This window comes from Actinomycetospora aurantiaca (assembly GCF_037401875.1).
Taxonomy (GTDB): Bacteria; Actinomycetota; Actinomycetes; order Mycobacteriales; family Pseudonocardiaceae; genus Actinomycetospora; species Actinomycetospora aurantiaca.
Genome location: NZ_JBBEGN010000006.1, coordinates 216,420 through 234,155, shown reverse-complemented (window position 1 = coordinate 234,155; position 17,736 = coordinate 216,420). Strand labels below are relative to the sequence as shown.

General features: G+C 74.4%; 20 protein-coding genes. 8 read left to right on the top strand and 12 right to left on the bottom strand.

What is annotated here, in order from left to right:
• Positions 1 to 34 precede the first annotated feature (34 nt).
• From WCD74_RS14965 to WCD74_RS14955, 3 genes are all read right to left on the bottom strand, one after another.
• A complete protein-coding gene (locus tag WCD74_RS14965; RefSeq protein WP_337695652.1) occupies positions 35 to 2,428 on the bottom strand; it encodes a heavy metal translocating P-type ATPase in 2,394 nt (797 codons plus the stop codon).
• A gap of 128 nt (positions 2,429 to 2,556) precedes the next feature.
• On the bottom strand, positions 2,557 to 3,255 hold the full coding sequence (locus WCD74_RS14960) for a vitamin K epoxide reductase family protein (RefSeq protein WP_337695651.1): 699 nt from the start codon (positions 3,253 to 3,255) through the stop codon (positions 2,557 to 2,559).
• Positions 3,256 to 3,402: 147 nt separating this feature from the next.
• Entirely contained in the window at positions 3,403 to 4,008 is a 606-nt protein-coding gene (locus WCD74_RS14955; RefSeq protein ID WP_337695650.1) for a TetR/AcrR family transcriptional regulator, read from the bottom strand.
• A gap of 108 nt (positions 4,009 to 4,116) precedes the next feature.
• On the opposite strand from WCD74_RS14955, the gene WCD74_RS14950 reads away from it, so the two are divergent.
• Entirely contained in the window at positions 4,117 to 5,679 is a 1,563-nt protein-coding gene (locus tag WCD74_RS14950; protein ID WP_337695649.1) for an aldehyde dehydrogenase family protein, read from the top strand.
• Positions 5,680 to 5,756: 77 nt separating this feature from the next.
• Positions 5,757 to 6,893: an acyl-CoA dehydrogenase family protein gene (locus tag WCD74_RS14945; RefSeq protein WP_337695648.1), complete on the top strand. Its 1,137-nt coding sequence runs from the start codon at positions 5,757 to 5,759 to the stop codon at positions 6,891 to 6,893.
• Here WCD74_RS14945 and WCD74_RS14940 read toward each other — a convergent pair.
• Entirely contained in the window at positions 6,890 to 7,390 is a 501-nt protein-coding gene (locus WCD74_RS14940; RefSeq protein ID WP_337695647.1) for a GNAT family N-acetyltransferase, read from the bottom strand. The two genes, WCD74_RS14945 and WCD74_RS14940, sit on opposite strands and share 4 nt — an antisense overlap.
• 405 nt (positions 7,391 to 7,795) lie before the next feature.
• Here WCD74_RS14940 and WCD74_RS14935 point away from each other — a divergent pair, with 405 nt between their 5' ends.
• Positions 7,796 to 8,119: a hypothetical protein gene (locus tag WCD74_RS14935; protein ID WP_337695646.1), complete on the top strand. Its 324-nt coding sequence runs from the start codon at positions 7,796 to 7,798 to the stop codon at positions 8,117 to 8,119.
• Positions 8,120 to 8,204: 85 nt separating this feature from the next.
• Positions 8,205 to 8,663 (top strand): L,D-transpeptidase, encoded by a 459-nt coding sequence (locus WCD74_RS14930; protein WP_337695645.1) that lies wholly within the window; start codon positions 8,205 to 8,207, stop codon positions 8,661 to 8,663.
• A gap of 1 nt (position 8,664) precedes the next feature.
• Here WCD74_RS14930 and WCD74_RS14925 read toward each other — a convergent pair whose 3' ends face one another.
• The 5 genes from WCD74_RS14925 to WCD74_RS14905 form a co-directional block, all read right to left on the bottom strand.
• Positions 8,665 to 9,126 (bottom strand): MarR family winged helix-turn-helix transcriptional regulator, encoded by a 462-nt coding sequence (locus tag WCD74_RS14925; RefSeq protein WP_337695644.1) that lies wholly within the window; start codon positions 9,124 to 9,126, stop codon positions 8,665 to 8,667.
• Between the two features lie 2 nt (positions 9,127 to 9,128).
• Positions 9,129 to 9,698, bottom strand: coding sequence for a VOC family protein (locus WCD74_RS14920; protein WP_337695643.1), 570 nt, complete (start codon positions 9,696 to 9,698; stop codon positions 9,129 to 9,131).
• Positions 9,698 to 10,429 carry a pirin family protein gene (locus WCD74_RS14915; RefSeq protein WP_337695642.1) on the bottom strand — a complete coding sequence of 244 codons (732 nt, stop codon included), beginning with the start codon at positions 10,427 to 10,429 and terminating at the stop codon, positions 9,698 to 9,700. The genes WCD74_RS14920 and WCD74_RS14915 overlap by 1 nt, the downstream gene beginning before the upstream one ends.
• A gap of 86 nt (positions 10,430 to 10,515) precedes the next feature.
• The gene (locus tag WCD74_RS14910; RefSeq protein WP_337695641.1) at positions 10,516 to 11,094 is read right to left on the bottom strand and encodes an Asp23/Gls24 family envelope stress response protein; all 579 of its coding nucleotides are present in this window, start codon (positions 11,092 to 11,094) and stop codon (positions 10,516 to 10,518) included.
• Positions 11,091 to 11,651 (bottom strand): RNA polymerase sigma factor, encoded by a 561-nt coding sequence (locus WCD74_RS14905; RefSeq protein ID WP_337695640.1) that lies wholly within the window; start codon positions 11,649 to 11,651, stop codon positions 11,091 to 11,093. The genes WCD74_RS14910 and WCD74_RS14905 overlap by 4 nt, the downstream gene beginning before the upstream one ends.
• Positions 11,652 to 11,715: 64 nt before the next feature.
• On the opposite strand from WCD74_RS14905, the gene WCD74_RS14900 reads away from it, so the two are divergent.
• Together WCD74_RS14900 and WCD74_RS14895 are read left to right on the top strand one after the other, a co-directional pair.
• A complete protein-coding gene (locus tag WCD74_RS14900; RefSeq protein ID WP_337695639.1) occupies positions 11,716 to 12,807 on the top strand; it encodes a branched-chain amino acid aminotransferase in 1,092 nt (363 codons plus the stop codon).
• 102 nt (positions 12,808 to 12,909) lie between these two features.
• Positions 12,910 to 13,797 carry a hypothetical protein gene (locus tag WCD74_RS14895; protein WP_337695638.1) on the top strand — a complete coding sequence of 296 codons (888 nt, stop codon included), beginning with the start codon at positions 12,910 to 12,912 and terminating at the stop codon, positions 13,795 to 13,797.
• On the opposite strand, the gene ald is transcribed toward WCD74_RS14895, so the two are convergent.
• Entirely contained in the window at positions 13,743 to 14,843 is a 1,101-nt protein-coding gene (gene ald, locus WCD74_RS14890) for an alanine dehydrogenase (RefSeq protein WP_337695637.1), read from the bottom strand. The two genes, WCD74_RS14895 and ald, sit on opposite strands and share 55 nt — an antisense overlap.
• Positions 14,844 to 15,001: 158 nt before the next feature.
• Between ald and WCD74_RS14885 the strand changes: the two genes are divergently transcribed.
• Positions 15,002 to 15,445 carry an Lrp/AsnC family transcriptional regulator gene (locus WCD74_RS14885; RefSeq protein WP_337695636.1) on the top strand — a complete coding sequence of 148 codons (444 nt, stop codon included), beginning with the start codon at positions 15,002 to 15,004 and terminating at the stop codon, positions 15,443 to 15,445.
• A gap of 12 nt (positions 15,446 to 15,457) precedes the next feature.
• On the top strand, positions 15,458 to 15,838 hold the full coding sequence (locus WCD74_RS14880; RefSeq protein WP_337695635.1) for a hypothetical protein: 381 nt from the start codon (positions 15,458 to 15,460) through the stop codon (positions 15,836 to 15,838).
• Positions 15,839 to 15,871: 33 nt separating this feature from the next.
• Here WCD74_RS14880 and WCD74_RS14875 read toward each other — a convergent pair whose 3' ends face one another.
• Both WCD74_RS14875 and WCD74_RS14870 read right to left on the bottom strand, forming a co-directional pair.
• Positions 15,872 to 16,483, bottom strand: a complete 612-nt coding sequence (locus WCD74_RS14875) for a VOC family protein (RefSeq protein WP_337695634.1) — start codon at positions 16,481 to 16,483, stop codon at positions 15,872 to 15,874.
• A complete protein-coding gene (locus tag WCD74_RS14870; RefSeq protein WP_337695633.1) occupies positions 16,480 to 17,736 on the bottom strand; it encodes an NAD(P)/FAD-dependent oxidoreductase in 1,257 nt (418 codons plus the stop codon). Before WCD74_RS14870 ends, WCD74_RS14875 begins: the two co-directional genes overlap by 4 nt.

Below are 17,736 nucleotides of genomic sequence, written 5' to 3'. Positions count from 1 at the left end.
GCGCACTTCCCCGTGTCCTGGCACGGACAAGTGCTCACCTGGGCGGAGCCCACCTCCGCAGGCGCAGGCTGTTCCCGACGACGAAGATGCTCGACAGTCCCATCGCCGCGCCGGCGATCATCGGGTTGAGCAGGCCGAACACGGCGAGCGGGATCGCGGCGACGTTGTAGACGAAGGCCCAGAACAGGTTCCCGCGGATCGTCGAGAGCGTCCGGCGGGCCAGGCGCAGGGCGTCGGTCACGGCGCGGAGGTCGTCGCCGACCAGCGTCAGGTCACCCGCGTCGACGGCCAGCGCGGAGCCGGTGCCCATCGCGAGGCCGAGGTCGGCGCGGGCGAGGGCGGCGGCGTCGTTGACCCCGTCGCCGACCATCGCGACGACCCGGCCCTCGGCCCGCAGCCGGTCGATCACGTCGGCCTTCTCGGTGGGCAGGACCTCGGCGACGACGTCGCTCTCGTCGATCCCGACCTCGCGGGCCACCGCCCGGGCGGCCTCCGGGTTGTCGCCGGTGAGCAGCACCGGCCGGAGCTTCATGGCCCGCATGCGGACGACCGCCTCGGCGGAGGTCCCGCGGACGGTGTCGCCGACGACGAGCACGGCGCGCGGGAGGAGCGGGCCGTCCGCGGTGTCGGCCCAGGCGAGCACGACGGCGGTCGCACCCTCGGACTCGGCCCGGGTGAAGGCCGCGTCGAGGTCGGCGGGGAGGTGCTCGGCGACCAGCCGACGGCGCCCGATCACGGCGGGCGTGCCGTCGACCGTGCCGCGGACCCCGAGACCGTCGAGCACCTCGAGGTCGGTGTGCGGCGCGGCGGTGGTCCCGGCGGCCGCTTCGACGAGGGCCCGGGCGACGGGGTGGTCGACGTCGGCCTCCAGCGCCGCGACGCGGCGCCAGACCTGGGAGGCGTCGACCCCCGCCGTCGTGACGAGCTCGCGCATGGCCATGCGGCCGGTGGTGACGGTGCCGGTCTTGTCGAGCACGACGGTGTCGATCCGGCGGCTGGTCTCGAGGACCTGCGGGCCGCGCAGCAGGATGCCGAGCCGGCGGCCGCGACCGGCGGCGACCGCGAGGGCCGTCGGGGTCGCGAGGCCGAGCGCGCACGGGCAGGCGACGACGAGGACGGCCATGGTCGCGGCGATCGCGAACCCGGCGTCGGCGTCGGCGAACCACCAGAAGCCGAACGTGTAGAGCGCGAGCACCAGGACGACCGGCACGAAGCGCCCGGCGATGCGGTCCGCCAGCCGCTGCACGGAGGCCTTGCCGAGCTGGGCGTCCTGCACCCGGCGCGTGAGCTTCGCCCACTGGGTCTCGTCGCCGACCACCGTCGCGCGGACCGCGACCCGCCCGGACGCGATCACGGTGCCGGCCAGGACCCGCGTGCCCGGGCCGGCGTCGACCGGCACGGACTCGCCGGTCATCGCTGCCACGTCGAGGGTCGCGGCGCCGTGCTCCACGACCCCGTCGACCGGCACGGTCTGCCCGGCGAGGACCGCGACGTGGTCGCCCACCTCGACCGTGCCCACCGGCACCCGGAGTGCCCGCTCCCCCACCAGCAGCGTCGCCTCGTCGGTCGCGTGCTCACCGGCCCCCGCGCCGCCGTCGGCCATGGCCTTCCGCCGCCCACGCAGCTCGATCCAGCGCCCGATGAGCACCGCGGTGACGATCGCGACCGCCGTCTCCAGGTAGATCGTCCGCGTGCCGCCGAACGGGTCCGGGCCGGGGATGATCGAGATGCGGTGCCGGACACCCCCGAGCCCGGCGTCGCCCAGGAACAGCGTCCACACCGACCACCCGAACGCGGCGAGCACGCCCACCGAGACGAGCGTGTCCATCGTCAGCGACCCGTGCCTCAGGTGCTTCGCGGCCGCCCGGTGGAAGCGCCACCCGCCCCAGACCACGACCGGCGCGGCCAGCACGAGCGAGAACCACTGCCAGTACCGGAACTGCCAGGAGTAGTTCATCGCCACGGCGATCACCGGGATCGACAGGGCCAGGCAGACGAGGGCGCGTTGCTTGAGGTCGGTGAGCTCGGGGTCGGCGGCCGGCTCGGCGGGAGTGGTCGCGTCGTCCTGGTCCGAGCGAAGGGTCCCGTCGGTCGGGTCTATCGAGCGGAGGGCTCCTTCGGTCGGGTCGGCGGCTGCCGGTGCCGCATGGCGAGGGGCGCCCTTCGGCGGGTCTATTGAGCGGAGGGGCCCCTCGCTCGGGACCGCGGCGCCCACCACCGACGCCCCGAAGCCCAGCTTCTCGACGGTGCGCACCAACAGGTCCGGCTCGCCGGAGTGCGTCACGCGGGCCCGGCCGGTCGCCAGGTTCACCTGGGCCTCGACCCCGGAGAGCTTGCCGAGCCGGCGCTCGATGCGGGACACGCAGGCCCCGCAGGTCATCCCGGTGACGGCGAGCTCGGTGACGACGGGCGCCTCGGTGACGGTCACGCGGGGAAGTTAGACAGCCCGTCGTCCGCGGACGCCGGTCCCTGAGTCCCCGCTTCGGTCCGGGCCGACCACCGGAGGCGGCCCGACGACGAGCGGTCGTCCGACTGGTCCGGTCGGCCCAGCGACTCTCAGCCGAGGCCCACCATGGCGCCGAAGTAGGCCGGGAAGCTCGCGACGATCGCGACCACGATCACCGCGTACCAGGCGGCGAGCCCCCACCCGTGGCGCCGGACCGCGCTCGGCTCGCCGCCGAGGTTGCCCGCGCGCAGGTTGTGCATCGTCGTGAACCAGAAGATCGCGACGACGGCGACCCACGCCACCATGCAGTACGGGCACAGCGCGTGGATCACGAGCAGCGACTGCGCGATCAGCCAGTGCACGAACGCGACGCCCGCGAGCGAGCCGATCTGCAACGACCACCAGTACCAGCGCGGCAGCTCCACCCGGGACAGCACGAGCGCGCCTGACGCCGCGACGAGCGGGAACGTCACCAGCCCGATCACCGGGTTCGGGAAGCCGAGCAGCGCCGCCTGCCAGGTCTTCATGATCGTCCCGCAGGACAGCACCGGGTCGATCGAGCAGCTCGGGATGTAGTCGGGGTTCGCCAGCAGGTCGAGCTTCTCGACCAGCAGCACGATCGACACGACCGCGCCCACCAGCCCGCCGACCAGCAGCACCCAGCCGACCCCGCGCACCGGTCCGACGGCCTCCTCGGGGGCGAGGTCGACGTCGGGGCCCACCGGATCCGCACTCGCCAGCGGTGCCGTCGGGCCCGCGGTCGGGTCCACCGTCGCGGTGCTCCCGCTGTGTCTGCCGTGCTGGGCCATGCTCGTCTCCTCCACCGTCGCGCGTCGCCGACGGTCCGGTCGTCCGGCGGGTCGTGGCGGTTCCCACCACCATCCTGACGTGTCCGCCGACCGGTGGTGCCGATGCCACCCCGCCGTGTGCGAGTGGCGCCGTCCTGACATCTGACGTCAGGAACGGACCATCGCTGACCCCGCCACCAGCTCCCGCGCCAGCCCGACCGCCGCCGCCACCCCGAGGTGCCGGTCCGCCGCCTCGCGGTAGGTGGCCTGCACGTACAGCCCGTCGACGAGCAGCCACAGCCGCTCGGTGAGGCGCTCCGGGTCCGCCCGGTCCAGCTCGCCCACCAGGTCCTCGATCCGGCGCCGGCTCCGGGCGAGGTACTCCCGGGCGACGGCGGTCGGCGCCGCGTCCTCGCCCTCGGCGCCGTCCGGGAACTCGGCGAGGTAGTTGCGGAAGGCGCAGCCGCGGAAGCCCGGCCGGTCGACGACCCGGCCGACCTCGGCCACGAGCGCGACGATCCGGTCCGCCGGGTCCTCCCCCGCGGCGTCGAGGGCCCGCTGCGCCGCGTCGGCCCGCCGCCCGGCCGCCTGGTCCAGGTAGGCCGCGACGAGGTCGGCCTTCGTCGGGAAGTGCTGGTAGAGCAGGTTCTTGCCGGTGCCGGCCTCGCTGATGATGCGGCTCATCCCGACCGCCCGGACGCCGTGGGCGTAGAACAGCCGCGAGGCGACCCCGAGGATGCGGTCCCGGGTGCCCGGCGCGGGCGTGCGAGGCATGAACCCATGGTATCGGACCGATCGGTCCGTCCGAACGGGCCGCCCGGACGGTTCCGATCAGCCGGTGACCATGGTCACCATGGTGCGCGGTCGACGAGAGGATCCGAGATGACGGAACTGACGGTCCCCGAGCACGTGCGCTGGGCGGCGGTGCGCGAGCGGGCCCGGGCGGCGGCGCCGGAGGCGTTCGCCGAGGACGGCCCGGCGAACCTGATCGACGGCGAGTGGCGGGCGGTCGGCACCGCCGCCACCCAGACCACCCCGGTCGACGGCACCACCCTCGGCACGATGCTCAAGGTCGACCCGGGGACCGCCCAGGACGCCGTCCGCCGGTCCGCCCGCGCCCACCGCGAGTGGGGCTCGGTCGACCTCGACGAGCGCCGCCGCCGGGTGACCGCGGCGATCGACGCGATGGAGGGGGTCCGCGACGACCTCGCCCTGCTGCTCGCCTGGGAGATCGGCAAGCCGTGGAAGGCCGCGTGCGCCGACGTCGACCGGTGCCTGGAGGGCGGGCGCTGGTACGTCGAGCAGATCGAGGGGATGCTCGGCCGCGACACCGACGGGCGCCCCGCGAACCGCGTCCCGCTCGAGGGGCCGGTCAGCAACATCGCCAGCTGGAACTACCCGATGAGCGTGCTGGTGCACGCCGAGCTCGTGCAGCTGCTCGCGGGCAACGCCGTCGTCGCGAAGACGCCCACCCAGGGCGGCGCGGTGTGCCTGACGCTGGCGCACGCGCTGATGGTCCGCGAGGGCCTGCCGGTCACGCTGCTCTCCGGGGACGGCTCGTCGTTGTCGGACGCGTTGATCCGCTCCCCGGAGATCGGGGCGCTGGCCTTCGTCGGCGGCCGCTCCAACGGCGGCAAGGTCGCCGCGCAGCTCGCCGACACCGGCAAGCGCCACATGCTCGAGCAGGAAGGGCTGAACACCTTCGGCGTCTGGGAGTTCTCGGACTGGGACACGCTCGCCGGCCTGCTGAAGAAGGGCTTCGAGTACGCCAAGCAGCGCTGCACCGCCTACCCGCGCTTCGTGGTGCAGCGCGAGCTCGTCGACGCGTTCCTCGCCACGTACCTCCCCGTGGTCCAGGGCATCCGGTACGGGCACCCGCTCGCGAGCACCGACGGCGAGCTCCCGGGCCTCGACTTCGGGCCGCTCATCTCCGCCGCGAAGGCCAAGGAGCTCGACGACTCGGTCAACGAGGCCCTGCGCCACGGCGCGATCCCGCTCTACCGGGGTGGCCTCGAGGGCGGCGAGTTCCTCCCCGACCAGGACACCTCGGCCTACCACGGGCCGGTGACCCTGCTGGCCCCGCCGGGCGCGTCCCGGCTGATGCACGAGGAGCCGTTCGGGCCGATCGACTCGATCACGGTGGTGGACACCGAGGCCGAGCTGCTCGCCCAGATGAACGCCTCCAACGGCGCCCTCGTCGCCTCCATCGCGTGCGACGACACCGACGCGGCGGCCCGCATGGCCGAGCAGGTGCAGGCGTTCAAGGTCGGCATCAACAAGCTCCGCAGCCGCGGGGACAAGGACGAGCCGTTCGGGGGCCGGGGTGCGTCGTGGAAGGGCGCGTTCGTCGGGGGCGAGCTGCTGGTGCACGCGGTGACGGTCGGGCCGGAGGGCGAGTCGCTGTTCGGCAACTTCCCCGGCTACCAGCGCTACCCGGAGGTCTGAGGGAAGAGGGTCTCGACGGCGGGCGCAGAAACAGTCAGGATCGACCGTGAAGCACCCGCCGTCGGGAAGGACCCCTCATGCCCGTCACGCTCACCGAGGAGCAGACCGCCTTCGCCGAGGCGATCGGCGAGTTCGCCCGGCGCGAGGTGCCGGACAAGGCCGCGCTGGACCGCCTCACCGTCGAGGGCCCGCACTCCGAGGAGGTCTACCGGAAGATCGCGGACCTGGGCTGGCTCGGCATCTCGCTGCCCGAGGAGTACGGCGGCGCGGACGGGTCGATGAAGGATCTGCTCGTCTTCCTCGAGGAGACGAGCTACCACCGGCTGCCGATCGGCGGCTTCGGCACGACGATCATCACCGCGGCCGCGATCCAGAAGTTCGGCTCCGAGGAGCAGAAGCGCACGCTGCTCGGCGGCACCGCCCGGGGCGACGTGCTGGCGATCTCGATGTCCGAGCCGGGCGCGGGCTCCGACGTCGGCGGCCTGACGTGCAAGGCCACGAAGACCGAGGACGGCTGGCTGGTCGAGGGCCAGAAGACGTGGTGCTCCAACGCCCACATCGCCTCGCACATCCTGCTCGTCGCGCGCACCTCGACCGAGGGCGGCAAGCACGACGGCCTGACGATGTTCGTGGTCCCTACCGACGTCGACGGCCTCGAGATCCGCGGGATCGAGACGATGGGCGGCAAGGAGGTCAACGACCTCTACTTCACGAACTGCCACCTGCCCGCCGACGCCGTCGTGGGCACCGAGGGCCAGGGTTGGCGCCAGCTGATGGCCGGGCTGAACCTGGAGCGGATGATCCTGGCCGGGCTGATGCTCGGGCTGGCACGCCGCGCGTTCGACGACACGCTCGCCTACGTGAAGGAGCGCGAGCAGTTCGGGCGGCCGGTCGGGAGCTTCCAGGCCCTGCGCCACCGCATCGCCGACAACGCCACCGAGCTGGCGGCCACGAAGCTGCTGGTCCACGACACCGCGGCCACGATCGACGCGAACCCGACGGCGCTCTTCCCGAAGGAGGCGTCGATGGCCAAGCTCAAGGCGACCGAGCTGGCGAAGCACCTCTCGCTGGAGGGCATGCAGATGCTCGGCGGCTACGGCTACGCCACCGAGTACGGCATGGAGCGCCTGCTGCGCCTCTCGGTGGTCTCGACCGTCTACGGCGGGACCAGCGAGATCCAGCGCGACATCATCGGGAAGACGCTGGGTCTCTAAGGCCGCGGGAGCTCCACGACGGCGGAGACGGCGCGGTCCCCCTGCAGTGCCGCCCCGTGGCGCCGCAGGGCGGCGAGGGCCGCGGCGTTGTCCGCCGTCGTGTCGGCCACGAGCCGGTCGGCGCCGTGGGCGGCCGCGCGTTCCACGAGCAGACCCAGCACCGCGCTGCCGACACCCCGTCCGCGCGCCGTCCGGGCGAGCCACACCCCGGTCTCCGCGCCCGCGGCGTCGTGGTGCAGCCGGGCCAGGCCCACCACGGCGCATCCCTCGACGACCAGGTACGACGTCTCCGCCGCCGGCCGGGACCGCAGGAAGCGGGCGTAGGCCCGTTCCCGCAGCAGCGTCCACTCCTCCGGGTCCGGGGAGTCCGCGTCCAGCGGCATGACCTCGGCAGGCAGGGCGCCCTCGACGGCCGCCGCCACCACGGCGGCGACGTCGGACCCGTCGGCGGGGTCGAGGGCCCGCAGCGTGACGGGAGGGTGGGCGACGTCGGTCATGCCGAGGAGCGTGCGCCCGGTCCGCAGCGGACCACCAGTGCTTTTCCCCCGGCGTCCAGGACACGTTTCACTACGTCGGGTCACCATAAGTTGCAGGTAGTACACAACGGCGCGATCACCGGCGTGTGACCTGAACCTCACCGGTTCAGGCTGCACGGACGGTGCCGACGCCCGGCGCACCCGGCACTGGTCCGGACCATCGTGCCCCGGAAGCAGGGATGGGGGTCACCCGATCCAGCGGCACCGGACACGAAACGTGTCGACACACCGCCGTGTCCGATCCGTGATCCCCTCTCCGGCCCTCGGCGGTACTGCCGGTTCCTACTAGCCTCCGCGGCGTTCATCAGGATGCCGGACGATGTCGGGGTCGGTCGGCGTCCACGAGACCGAGGGAGAGGCTCCACCGTGGACGACCGCGCGCCCGACCGTGCCGCCGACACCCGGCACACCGTGACCCGCGACGTGCAGGACCTCGTCGAGGACGTGCTCGCCGACCAGGAGGCGCTCGAGGACCGTCTGGACTCCTGCGACGCGTACGTGGTCCTCGTCGCCGACCCGGCGACCGGCGCGCTCGACTCGTACGGGCCCTTCGACGGCCCCACCGCCCTGATCGACGCCGAGCGCCGCCGCCAGGACCTCGACCAGGGCGATCTCGACGACGTCGGGGTCACCGTCGTCCGCCACCACCTGCCCGCGCCCGGACCTCGCGGCCGCCACGCGATCGCCTAACGATTCGATCACTGCCCGCTCCCCGAGCGGACCGTGCGGGAAGTCCTCCCGGCACGCGCGCGTCCACACCGGGGAGCTGATCGTCGTGGCCGAGAAGAACCGTCGTCGCCTCCTGACCCGCCTCGGGGTCGTCGCCGCGGCCCTCGTCGCGACGGCGGGCCTGGGCACCGGCGCGGCGCAGGCGGCGCCGTCGGGCACCCCGTGCGCACCGACCGCGAAGGCCTGCATGGACCTCTCGGCCCGGCAGGCGTGGCTCACCGACGGCGCCGGGCGCGTCGTGGCGGGGCCCTTCGCCGCACGCGGCGGGAAGTCCGGCGCCGCCACGCCGACGGGCACCTTCACCGTGCAGAAGAAGGTCAAGAACTACTGGAGCCAGGCCTTCGACGCGCCGATGCCCAACTCGGTCTTCTTCAAGCCGGGGTACGCCTTCCACGCCGGCAGCCCGGCCGTCGCGTCCAACGGCTGCATCCACCTCAACCGGGGCGCCTCGCAGCGCTTCTTCGACACGCTGCAGCCCGGCGACCGGGTGCAGATCGTCCCGTGAGTCACGTGCGGCGAGCCGCGGTGACCGCCTCCGTCATCGCCTCGAGGTAGCGGCGCACCGTCGAGAGCTCGGCGTCGTCGAAGGTGTCCATGACCGCGTCGGAGAGCCGCGCGATGGGCGAGAAGAAGTCCTCGGCGACCGACCGCGCCTCCGGCGCGTGCACGAGCAGGACGCGGCGCCGGTCGGCGTCGTCACGACGGCGGGTCACGTGGCCCGCGGCGACCAGCCGGTCGACCACCCCGGTGACCGACCCGGAGGTCAGCGCGAGCGCCTCCCCCAGACCACCCGCCGTCAGGGGTGCACCCTGGGCCTCGGCCTGCATCACGTGCAGCAGGCCCTCGAGGTCGGTCGGGTGCAGTCCCTGACGCGCGGCGAACGCGTCGGAGAGGTGCCGGGCCGAGGCGGTGAGCCGTTGCAGGGCCCGCACGATGGCGGCGCGTTCCTCGGGGTCGGTGGGTCGCACCCCTACATGGTGTCGTGCCCGTACATCCGGCCGAGCGGGTCGTGGATGAACTCGATGCGCGCCCCGTCGGGGTCGAAGGTGTAGATCGACGTCCCGGACTCGAGCATGTACTCGATCCCGCGCTCGTCGAGCCGGCCCTTGATCTCGTGCCAGTGCTCCTCGGACACCGACAGGCACAGGTGGTGCAGCCCGCCGAGCACCTCCTGGTACGGCCCCGGCTCGACGCCCGGCAGGTCGAAGAACGCCAGGTGGTTGCCGTTCCCGACGTCGAAGAAGAAGTGCGTGGACCCGGCCAGGTCGCGGTTCTCGAACAGCACCGTGACCGGGAACCCGGCGACGTTCTGGTACCACTCCGTGGTCCGCCGCACGTCCGCGCAGATCAGGGCGACGTGGTGCACGCCCTGGCCGTAGCTCTTCGGCCGGTTCTCCTTGGAGAACAGGAACTCGGCGCGGACCCGGTCGCGGATCTCCTCGAGCTCGCGGCGCTGCTCGGCGGTGATCAGCGACGCCTTGTCCTCACGGGTGTACTCGTCGCGGGTCGGCTCGGGGGTCTGCGATTCGGCGGTGGTCATCAGTCTCCTCCGGTGGGGGCGAGGTCGGAGTGCATCTCCCACACCAGGACCTCGGCGTCGGTGTGTGCGTCCAGGGACAGCGCGATCGTCGCCGGGGCCTCGACGACGCGGGCGGCGTCGCCGGCGGCCAGGTCGTGCCCGTCGAGCTCGACCTCCCCGCGCGCGACGAAGACGTGCAGGTACGGCGCGGCCGGCAGGTCCAGCCGGTGCCCGGCGGGGGGCCGCGCCACGTGCAGGACGGCGTCGGCGATGCCGAGGCCGACCGCGGCGCCCCGCCCGGCGGCCGGGACCAGCCCGCCGCCGCGCAGCGCCGCGGACACGTCCACGGTCTCGTGCACCGGGTCGACGCCCGCCTCGTCCGGGACCAGCCACATCTGCACCAGGTGCAGCGGCTCGTCGTCGGAGGCGTTGCGCTCGCGGTGGGTCACGCCGCGGCCCGCGGACAGGCGCTGGACCGTGCCCGGAACGACGCGGGCGGAGCGTCCGGCGTCGTCGTCGTGGGCCAGCGTCCCGTCGAGCACCCAGGTCACGATCTCGGTGTCACGGTGCGGGTGGTCGTCGTACCCGGCGCCGGGGGCGATGCGGTCCTCGTGGTGGGCGAGCAGCAGGCCGTGGTGGGTGTTGCCCGGATCGAGGTGCGCGCCGAAGGAGAACGAGTGGAGCGACGTCACGCCGGGCGCGCTCTCCAGCGCGCCGCGCGCGTCGGCGCGCCGCACGTCGACGGTGACCACCGCCGTCCACCTCCCCGGGGCTCGTTGAGCTTTCACCCATCGTGCCCGCGATCGTGGCGGCTGTCACCCGCGGCGACCCGGTCGGGTCAGTCGAAGACGTCGTCGACGTGCACCGTCACGTCGACCGGCTCCAGCCCGGTCGCCTCGCGCACCCCGCGGGCGACCACCGTCCGGATGCGCTCGCCGAGAGCCTGGAGATCCTGCCCGTAGGCCGCGGCCAGCGTCACCTGCACGGCGGTGGATCCGCCCGCGACCCCGGCCTCGACGTCGGGCACCAGCTCCCCGCCCGGGCGGTGCCCCTCGGCGGCCAGCCGGCCGAGCGCCACCTCCACCCCCGGCACCTGCGCCGCGAGGTGGCGCGCGAGCGCGACCACCACCCGCGCGGCCACCCGGGTGTGGCCCTGCGGGGTCTCGATGCGCCCGTACTCGACGTCGTCGCGCGAGGACCGCACGGAGCGCAGGGCGGACTCCACCAGCGACCGCGGTGCCTGCGGACGCTCGGCCGCCACCGCCCGCACGGGCTCCCACAACCGCTCGATCTCCCCGAGCGCCGCCCGGCAGTGCGGGCAGCGGGCCTGGTGCTCGTCCAGCATCTGGCCGCGGCCCTCGGCGACCTGCTCGACGAGCGGCGCGGTCGGGCGGCCGCACGCGAGGGTCTCGGTCATGTCCAGCTCCTCATCTCGGCGAGCAGGGTCGCGCGGGCGCGGGCGAGGCGCCCGCGCACGGTCGCCTCGGAGGTCTTGGTGATCGCGGCCGCCTGGGCGTAGGACAGGCCCTCGATCTGGCACAGCACGAGCGGGACCCGCTGGTTCTCGGGCAGCCGCGCGATCGCGGCCAGGCCCGCGCGCACGGCCTCCCCAGCCACCACGGACCGCTCCGGCCCGGCGACCGGCGCCAGGTCCGCCTCGCGCGGCTCGGGCTGCGGCCGGTGCCGACGACGGTGGTCGAGACTGCGGTTCACCACGACGCGGTAGAGCCACGTGGTGAACGCGGAGGTCCCGGCGAACCCGGCGAGCGCCGTCCAGAGCTGGATGACGACCTCCTGGGTCACGTCGTCCGCGTCCGCCGTGTCGCCGGTGATGCGCAGGGCGATGCGGTAGATGCGGTCGCGGTGCCGACGGATCAGCTCCTCGTAGGCCGCCGGATCCCCGTCCCGGGCGCGGCCGACGAGCCACCGGTCGATCTGCGCGTCGCGGTCGCGCTCGACGTCGGTGCCGGTCACGTCCCTGCCACTACCCCCGACGTGGCCCTGGCATCCGCGCGCCCCCGGGTGTCACCGTGCCGGGGTGACCACCTCCGCCGCCCGGGTCGACTTCCCGCACGTGCCCTCCCCCGACCCCACCCCCGCCGCCCAGCGGGACGGGCTGCTCGCCGACCCCGGGTTCGGCCGCGTGTTCACCGACCACGTCGCCACCGCGACGTGGACCGCCGGCCGCGGGTGGCACGACACCGCCGTGCGGGCGGCCGAGCCGCTGACCCTGCACCCCGCTGCCGCCGTGCTGCACTACGCGCAGGAGGTCTTCGAGGGCCTCAAGGCCTACCGGCAGCCGGACGGGAGCGTCGCGCTCTTCCGCCCGGACCTCAACGCCGCGCGCTTCGCCCGCTCCGCCCGTCGGCTGGCCCTGCCGGAGCTGCCGCCCGAGGCGTTCGTCGCGGCGGTGTCCGCCCTCGTCCGGGCCGACGAGGCGTGGGTGCCGGAGCCCCCGGCCTCGCTCTACCTGCGCCCGTTCACCGTCGCGACGGAGGCCTTCCTCGGCGTCCGGCCGGCCGAGGAGGCGCGCTTCCTGGTCGCCGCGTCGCCCGCGGGCCCGCTGTTCGCCGGGCGCGAGGCCGGCGTGACCCTGTGGATCTCCGACGAGCTCTCCCGGGCGGCCCAGGGCGGGACCGGCGACGCGAAGTGCGGCGGCAACTACGCGGCGGGGCTCGCCGCCCAGACGCTGGCCCGCTCCCACGACTGCGACCAGGTGCTGTTCCTCGACGCCCGCGAGCACCGGTGGCTCGAGGAGTCCGGGACCATGAACGTCCTCGTCGTGACCGCGGACGGCGAGCTCGCCACGCCACCGCTGGGCACGATCCTCGACGGCGTCACGCGCCGCAGCGTGCTCGAGCTGGCGGCCGGGCACGGGCTGACGCCGGTGGAGCGGCCCATCTCGGTGGAGGAGCTGCGGGCCGGGTGCGCGGACGGCTCGATCACCGAGGTCTTCGCGACCGGCACGGCCGCGGTCATCAGCCCGATCGTCGCCTTCCGGTCCACCGCGGGGGACTTCGCGGTGGGCGACGGCACGCCGGGCCCGCACACCCGCGCGCTGCACGCGGAGCTGCTGGACGTCCAGTTCGGGCGGGTGCCGGACCCGCGGGGCTGGCGGGTGCCGGTGTGAGGCGCTGGGCCGAACAGCCGATCGGGTGACGCCACCTGACGTAACGATTCGCGGCGGAACGGCGACACACGGTGACGAGTCCCCGACGAGCGGAGGCCGACCGTGACGACCGTCCCGGACGCCGCACCCACCTTCACCGGTCCCCGGCGCGCCCGCCACCACGCCTGCCTGGAGGCCGGCGGGGTGCACTACCTGGCGGGTGCCGACGCGCGGGGCGACCTGGAGCCGGTCGGTCCGGACGCGCTGCGCCGCAGCCTCGACCGCGCCGCCTGCGCCCGGGCGCGCGCCCCGTTCGCCGCCGCCGGCGGGCTCGTCGTGCTCGCGGTCGCCGCGGTGTTGGGCGCACCCGTCCCGGCGCTGCTGGCCGGCCTCGTCGTCGCGGGCGTCGTCGTCGCCCTCGCCGCCCTGCACGACCGGGTCCGCCGCACCGTCGTCGCCACCCACGAGATGGCCGACCGCGACCGCGCCGCGCGCCTCGAGCACCTCGTCGCGACCTGGGAGCGCCTGCGCTGCGCGGCGACCTCGTGGGAGCCCGCGGTCTGGGAGGTCCGCACCGGGCCCGGCCGCCGGGCGCACCGCCCGGTGGCACGCCGCACCGACGGCCCGCGGCACCTGCGCGCGGACCTGCCGGTGCCGACCTTCTCGACGGCGCGGCGCGAGGTCGCCTTCCTGCCCGACCGCGTCGTGCTGCGCGACGGCCGGTTCCACACGGTCGTCGGCTACGACGCGCTCGAGGTCGACGTCGCGGGCCGCGAGCGGGCCGAGGGCGGGCGGCTCGGCCGGCTCACCCTGCGCGCCGCGGGCATCGTCACCGTGCTCGACCTCGCCTCGGTGGAGGCCGCGAGCGCCACGGCGGCGGCCCTGCGCGGGATGACGGCGGCCCACGACCGGCGGGCGCAGCGCCTGGCCGGCCCGGCCGGGGTGCCCGCGCCTCGTCAGCCCAGCGACGACACCGGCAGGTCGTGGGCCTCGCCGACGCTCGCGCTGTAGAGCTCACCCGCGTGGGTCGCGAGGCCCGCCGCGAGCCCGGCGTCGTCGGCGATCGCCTGCCGCCAGCCGCGGTCGGCCAGCGCCAGCACGAACGGCGTCGTCGCGTGGGTCAGCGCGTGGGTGGAGGTGTTCGGCACCGCGCCCGGCATGTTCGCCACGCAGTAGAAGAGCGTGTCGTGCACCGCGAACGTCGGGTCCGAGTGCGTCGTCGGGTGCGAGTCGGCGAAGCAGCCGCCCTGGTCGATCGCGATGTCCACGAGCACCGCGCCCGCCTTCATGCGCCGCACCAGGTCGTTGCCGACCAGCTTCGGCGCCCGGGCGCCCGGCACGAGCACCGCCCCGATCACGAGGTCGGCGTCGAGGACGGCGCGCTCGAGGTTGTCGGTGTTCGAGTACAGCGTCTGGACGCGGCCGGCGTACCGGGCGTCCAGCGCGCGCAGGGTGTCCAGGTTCTTGTCGAGCACCGTGACCCGCGCGTGCATCCCGACGGCCATCTGGATCGCGGCCGCGCCGGAGACCCCGCCGCCGATGACGACGACGTGCGCCGCGGGAGCGCCCGGGACCCCACCGAGCAGCAGGCCGCGACCGCCGTGCGAGCGCATCAGGTGGTAGGCCCCGGCCTGCGGGGCGAGCCGCCCGGCGACCTCGCTCATCGGCGCGAGCAGCGGCAGCGCCCCGTCCCGCGTGACGGTCTCGTAGGCGATCGCGGTGGTGCCGGCGTCGAGCAGGGCCTGGGTGCACTCGCGCGAGGCGGCCAGGTGCAGGTAGGTGAAGAGGGTCAGGTCGGAGCGCAGGCGGTGGTACTCCGAGGCCACCGGCTCCTTGACCTTGACGACCATCTCGGCCTCGCCCCACACGGCGTCGGCGTCCGCGACGAGCCGGGCGCCGGCCTCCTTGTACTCGTCGTCGCCGAAGGCGGAGCCGACGCCCGCGCCCTCCTGCACGACGACCTCGTGGCCGTGGGCGACCAGCTCGCGCACACCCCCGGGCGTCAGGGCCACCCGGAACTCGTTGTCCTTGACCTCGGTGGGTACCGCGACCTTCATGATCGTCCTCCGTCCGTCGTCCGCTCCCGTCACCATGATGAACGTCCTGTTGTTTTCTCGGTAGATTCCTGAAGAAGGTTCTGTAACCTACGCCTATGAGTGAACTTCCTGACGATACCGTGGCCTCGACGGGCCTGTCACCGCACGATCTGCGACCGGTGGACGAGACCGATCGCGCGCTGCTGACCCACCTCGTCGCGGACGCACGGATCACGAACGCCGCGCTGGCCGAGAAGGTGGGCATCGCGGCGTCCACCTGTCTCGCGCGGGTGCGGTCGCTGCGCGAGCGCGGCGTCGTGCGCGGCTACCACGCGGACGTCGATCCGGCGGCCGTCGGGCTGCCGCTGCAGGCCATGATCTCGGTGCGCCTGCAGAGCGACGCGCGGGACCGCCTCGGCGAGTTCACCGCCCTCGTCCGCCGCCTCCCCGCGGTGCGGGACGTCTACTTCGTCGCCGGCGCCGACGACTACCTGCTGCACGTCGCGGTGGCCGGCACGGGCGCGCTGCGCGACCTGGTCGCGACCCTCAACGGCCACCGCGACGTCGCGGGCACCGTCACGAGCCTGATCTTCGACCACATCCGGACGGCCCACGGCGTGTGAGGATCACCGCTCGTGGACGTGCTGACGCGGATCGGGTTGGTCGAGCTGGCGTTCGGCGCCGTGCTCGGGTGGGCGGTGGCGGCCACGATGATCACGCCGCAGCTCGTCGAGCGCGCGGGGGTCCGCAAGCCCCGCCGCATCCTCCAGGCGCACCTGGACTACGTGATCATGGGGATCATCCTGATCGCGGTCGGGCTCGCCGTGCCGGGCCTGCCGACGTGGCTCGCGGTGGCGATCGTCGTCGGGACCTGGCTGAACCCGACCCTGTTCCTCCCGCTCGCCTTCTCGCCCCGGGCGGCGTCGCGGCCGTGGTTCCAGGTGCTCAGCATCCTCTCGTTCACGCTCACCAGCGGCGGCCTCGTCGGCGCGGCGGTCGTGGGGCTGATGCGCTGAGCGCCTCGTGCGTCCCGCACACGCCAGACCACCTCAGAGAACGACCGGGCCACCGGGCGTCGACAGTTCCGCCCGCAGCGCCACCGGCCCCGGCGTCACGGTCACCCGGTTCCCCAGGTGCCCGGTCATCCCCGCCGCCACCAGCCGGGCGCGGAGGGTGTCGGCCGACGGCGTGGAGAGCACGAGGCGACGCAGCGCGAGCCCGTCGTCACCGAGGCCCGCCGACGGATGCGTGCCGTCCCAGGCGATCAGCGACGGCCAGACGCCGGTGCCGTCGACCGGGAACGACCCGTCGTCGGGGACGGTGAGCGACCAGGACAGGTCGTCCCGGGCGAGGTGGAGCACCGGTCCGTCCCGCGTCGGGATCGTCGGCAGCCGCAGCACCCAGTGCACGAGGCGCGTCGGGCCGGTGAAGCGGTCCAGGCCGAACCACCGCGGGCGGCCCGGAGCCGGCGCCTCCGGGTCGGCGGCGATGAGCTCGAGATAGGTGCCGTCGTCCAGGTTCCACAGCGCGTTGTGGGTGCCGAAGCGCTCGTGACGGCCCGCCCCCGAGGGACCCACGGCGAGTCGCTCCGTCAGGGACGGGACACCGGTCCCGAGCGAGGAGGTGGCGACGACGAGGTGGTCGACGCCCGGCGTCCTCACGACGCGGCGGCCTTCTTCGCCGCCCGCTCGCGGCGCTCCTCCGCCTTGGCCAGGCCGTCCTCCCAGCTCGCCCGCTTCATGATCAGCCGCCGGTACTGCATGACCTCGGCGGGCTTGTCGACGGCGAGCGCCCCGGCCAGCCGGTCGCCGCACCGGTAGAGCGCCACGAACGGGCCGTCCTCGGCGCCCATGACGACCTCGGTCTCCACCTCCGGGCGGCCCTCGTCCGCGCGGGAGACCCCGACGAACTGGATGCGGCTGGTGTACCAGTCGGACCAGAAGTACGGGACGGTCTCGTAGGCCTTCGCCGACGCCGGGTCGACGGCGTTGCGGGCCGCCAGAGCGCCCTGGTCGGAGGCCGAGGTCCAGTGCTCCAGGCGCATCGGCGTCGTCAGGACGTCGTCGAAGAGCGCGTTCGGCCAGCGGGCGACGTCCCCGGCCACGTACACGCCCGGCGCGGCCGCGAGCGTCTCGTCCGCGACCACGCCGTCGTCGAGCGTCAGCGACGAGGACTCCAGCCAGCTCGTGTTCGGGGCCGCACCGATCCCGACGACGAGGACGTCGGTCGGGATCTCCGTCCCGTCCGCGAGGACCACCGACTCGACGTGGTCGGTGCCGGTGACCCGCTCCACCGAGACCCCGGTGAGCACCCGCGTGCCGTGCCGCTCGTGCAGCGCGGTCAGGGCCCGGCCCATCCGCTCGCCCACGCCCCGGACCAGCGGCACCGGCAGCGCCTCGACGATCGTCACCTCGAGGCCGCGCTTCCGGGCCACCGCGGCGATCTCGGAGCCGATGAACCCGGCCCCGACCACGGTCACCCGCGGGGTCCCCGCCTGCAGCAGGCCCCGCAGCGCCAGCGAGTCGTCGAGGGTCCGCAGCGTGAGCACGCCCGCCAGGTCCGGCCGGCACACCGCGGCCGGGAGCTGCCGCGCGTGGGCGCCGGTCGCGACCACCAGGCCGGTGTAGTCGATCTCGCGGCCGGCGACGGTCACGGTGCGCGCGCCGGTGTCCAGCGCCTCGGCGGGCGCCCCGAGCAGGAGCTCGACGTCCAGCTCGGCGAGCTTCTCGCGCTCGCGGTAGGTGGGGTCGCGCGGATCGTCGCCGAGGTGGTCCTTGGACAACGGCGGGCGGTCGTAGGGCAGGTGCTCCTCGGCGCCCACCAGGGTGATCGACCCGGAGAACCCGTCGTTGCGGACGGCCTCGACCGCCCGCAGACCCGCCAGCGACGCACCCACCACCACCAGATCGGCCAC

Bases quoted from the DNA above. Each gene is read 5' to 3' on its own strand.
- WCD74_RS14960 (WP_337695651.1), bottom strand. From the start codon at position 3,255: ATGGCCCAGCACGGCAGACACAGCGGGAGCACCGCGACGGTGGACCCG.
- WCD74_RS14920 (WP_337695643.1), bottom strand. From the start codon at position 9,698: ATGACCACCGCCGAATCGCAGACCCCCGAGCCGACCCGCGACGAGTAC.
- WCD74_RS14955 (WP_337695650.1), bottom strand. From the start codon at position 4,008: ATGCCTCGCACGCCCGCGCCGGGCACCCGGGACCGCATCCTCGGGGTC.
- WCD74_RS14945 (WP_337695648.1), top strand. From the start codon at position 5,757: ATGCCCGTCACGCTCACCGAGGAGCAGACCGCCTTCGCCGAGGCGATC.
- WCD74_RS14910 (WP_337695641.1), bottom strand. From the start codon at position 11,094: ATGACCGAGACCCTCGCGTGCGGCCGCCCGACCGCGCCGCTCGTCGAG.
- WCD74_RS14940 (WP_337695647.1), bottom strand. From the start codon at position 7,390: ATGACCGACGTCGCCCACCCTCCCGTCACGCTGCGGGCCCTCGACCCC.
- ald (WP_337695637.1), bottom strand. From the start codon at position 14,843: ATGAAGGTCGCGGTACCCACCGAGGTCAAGGACAACGAGTTCCGGGTG.
- WCD74_RS14950 (WP_337695649.1), top strand. From the start codon at position 4,117: ATGACGGAACTGACGGTCCCCGAGCACGTGCGCTGGGCGGCGGTGCGC.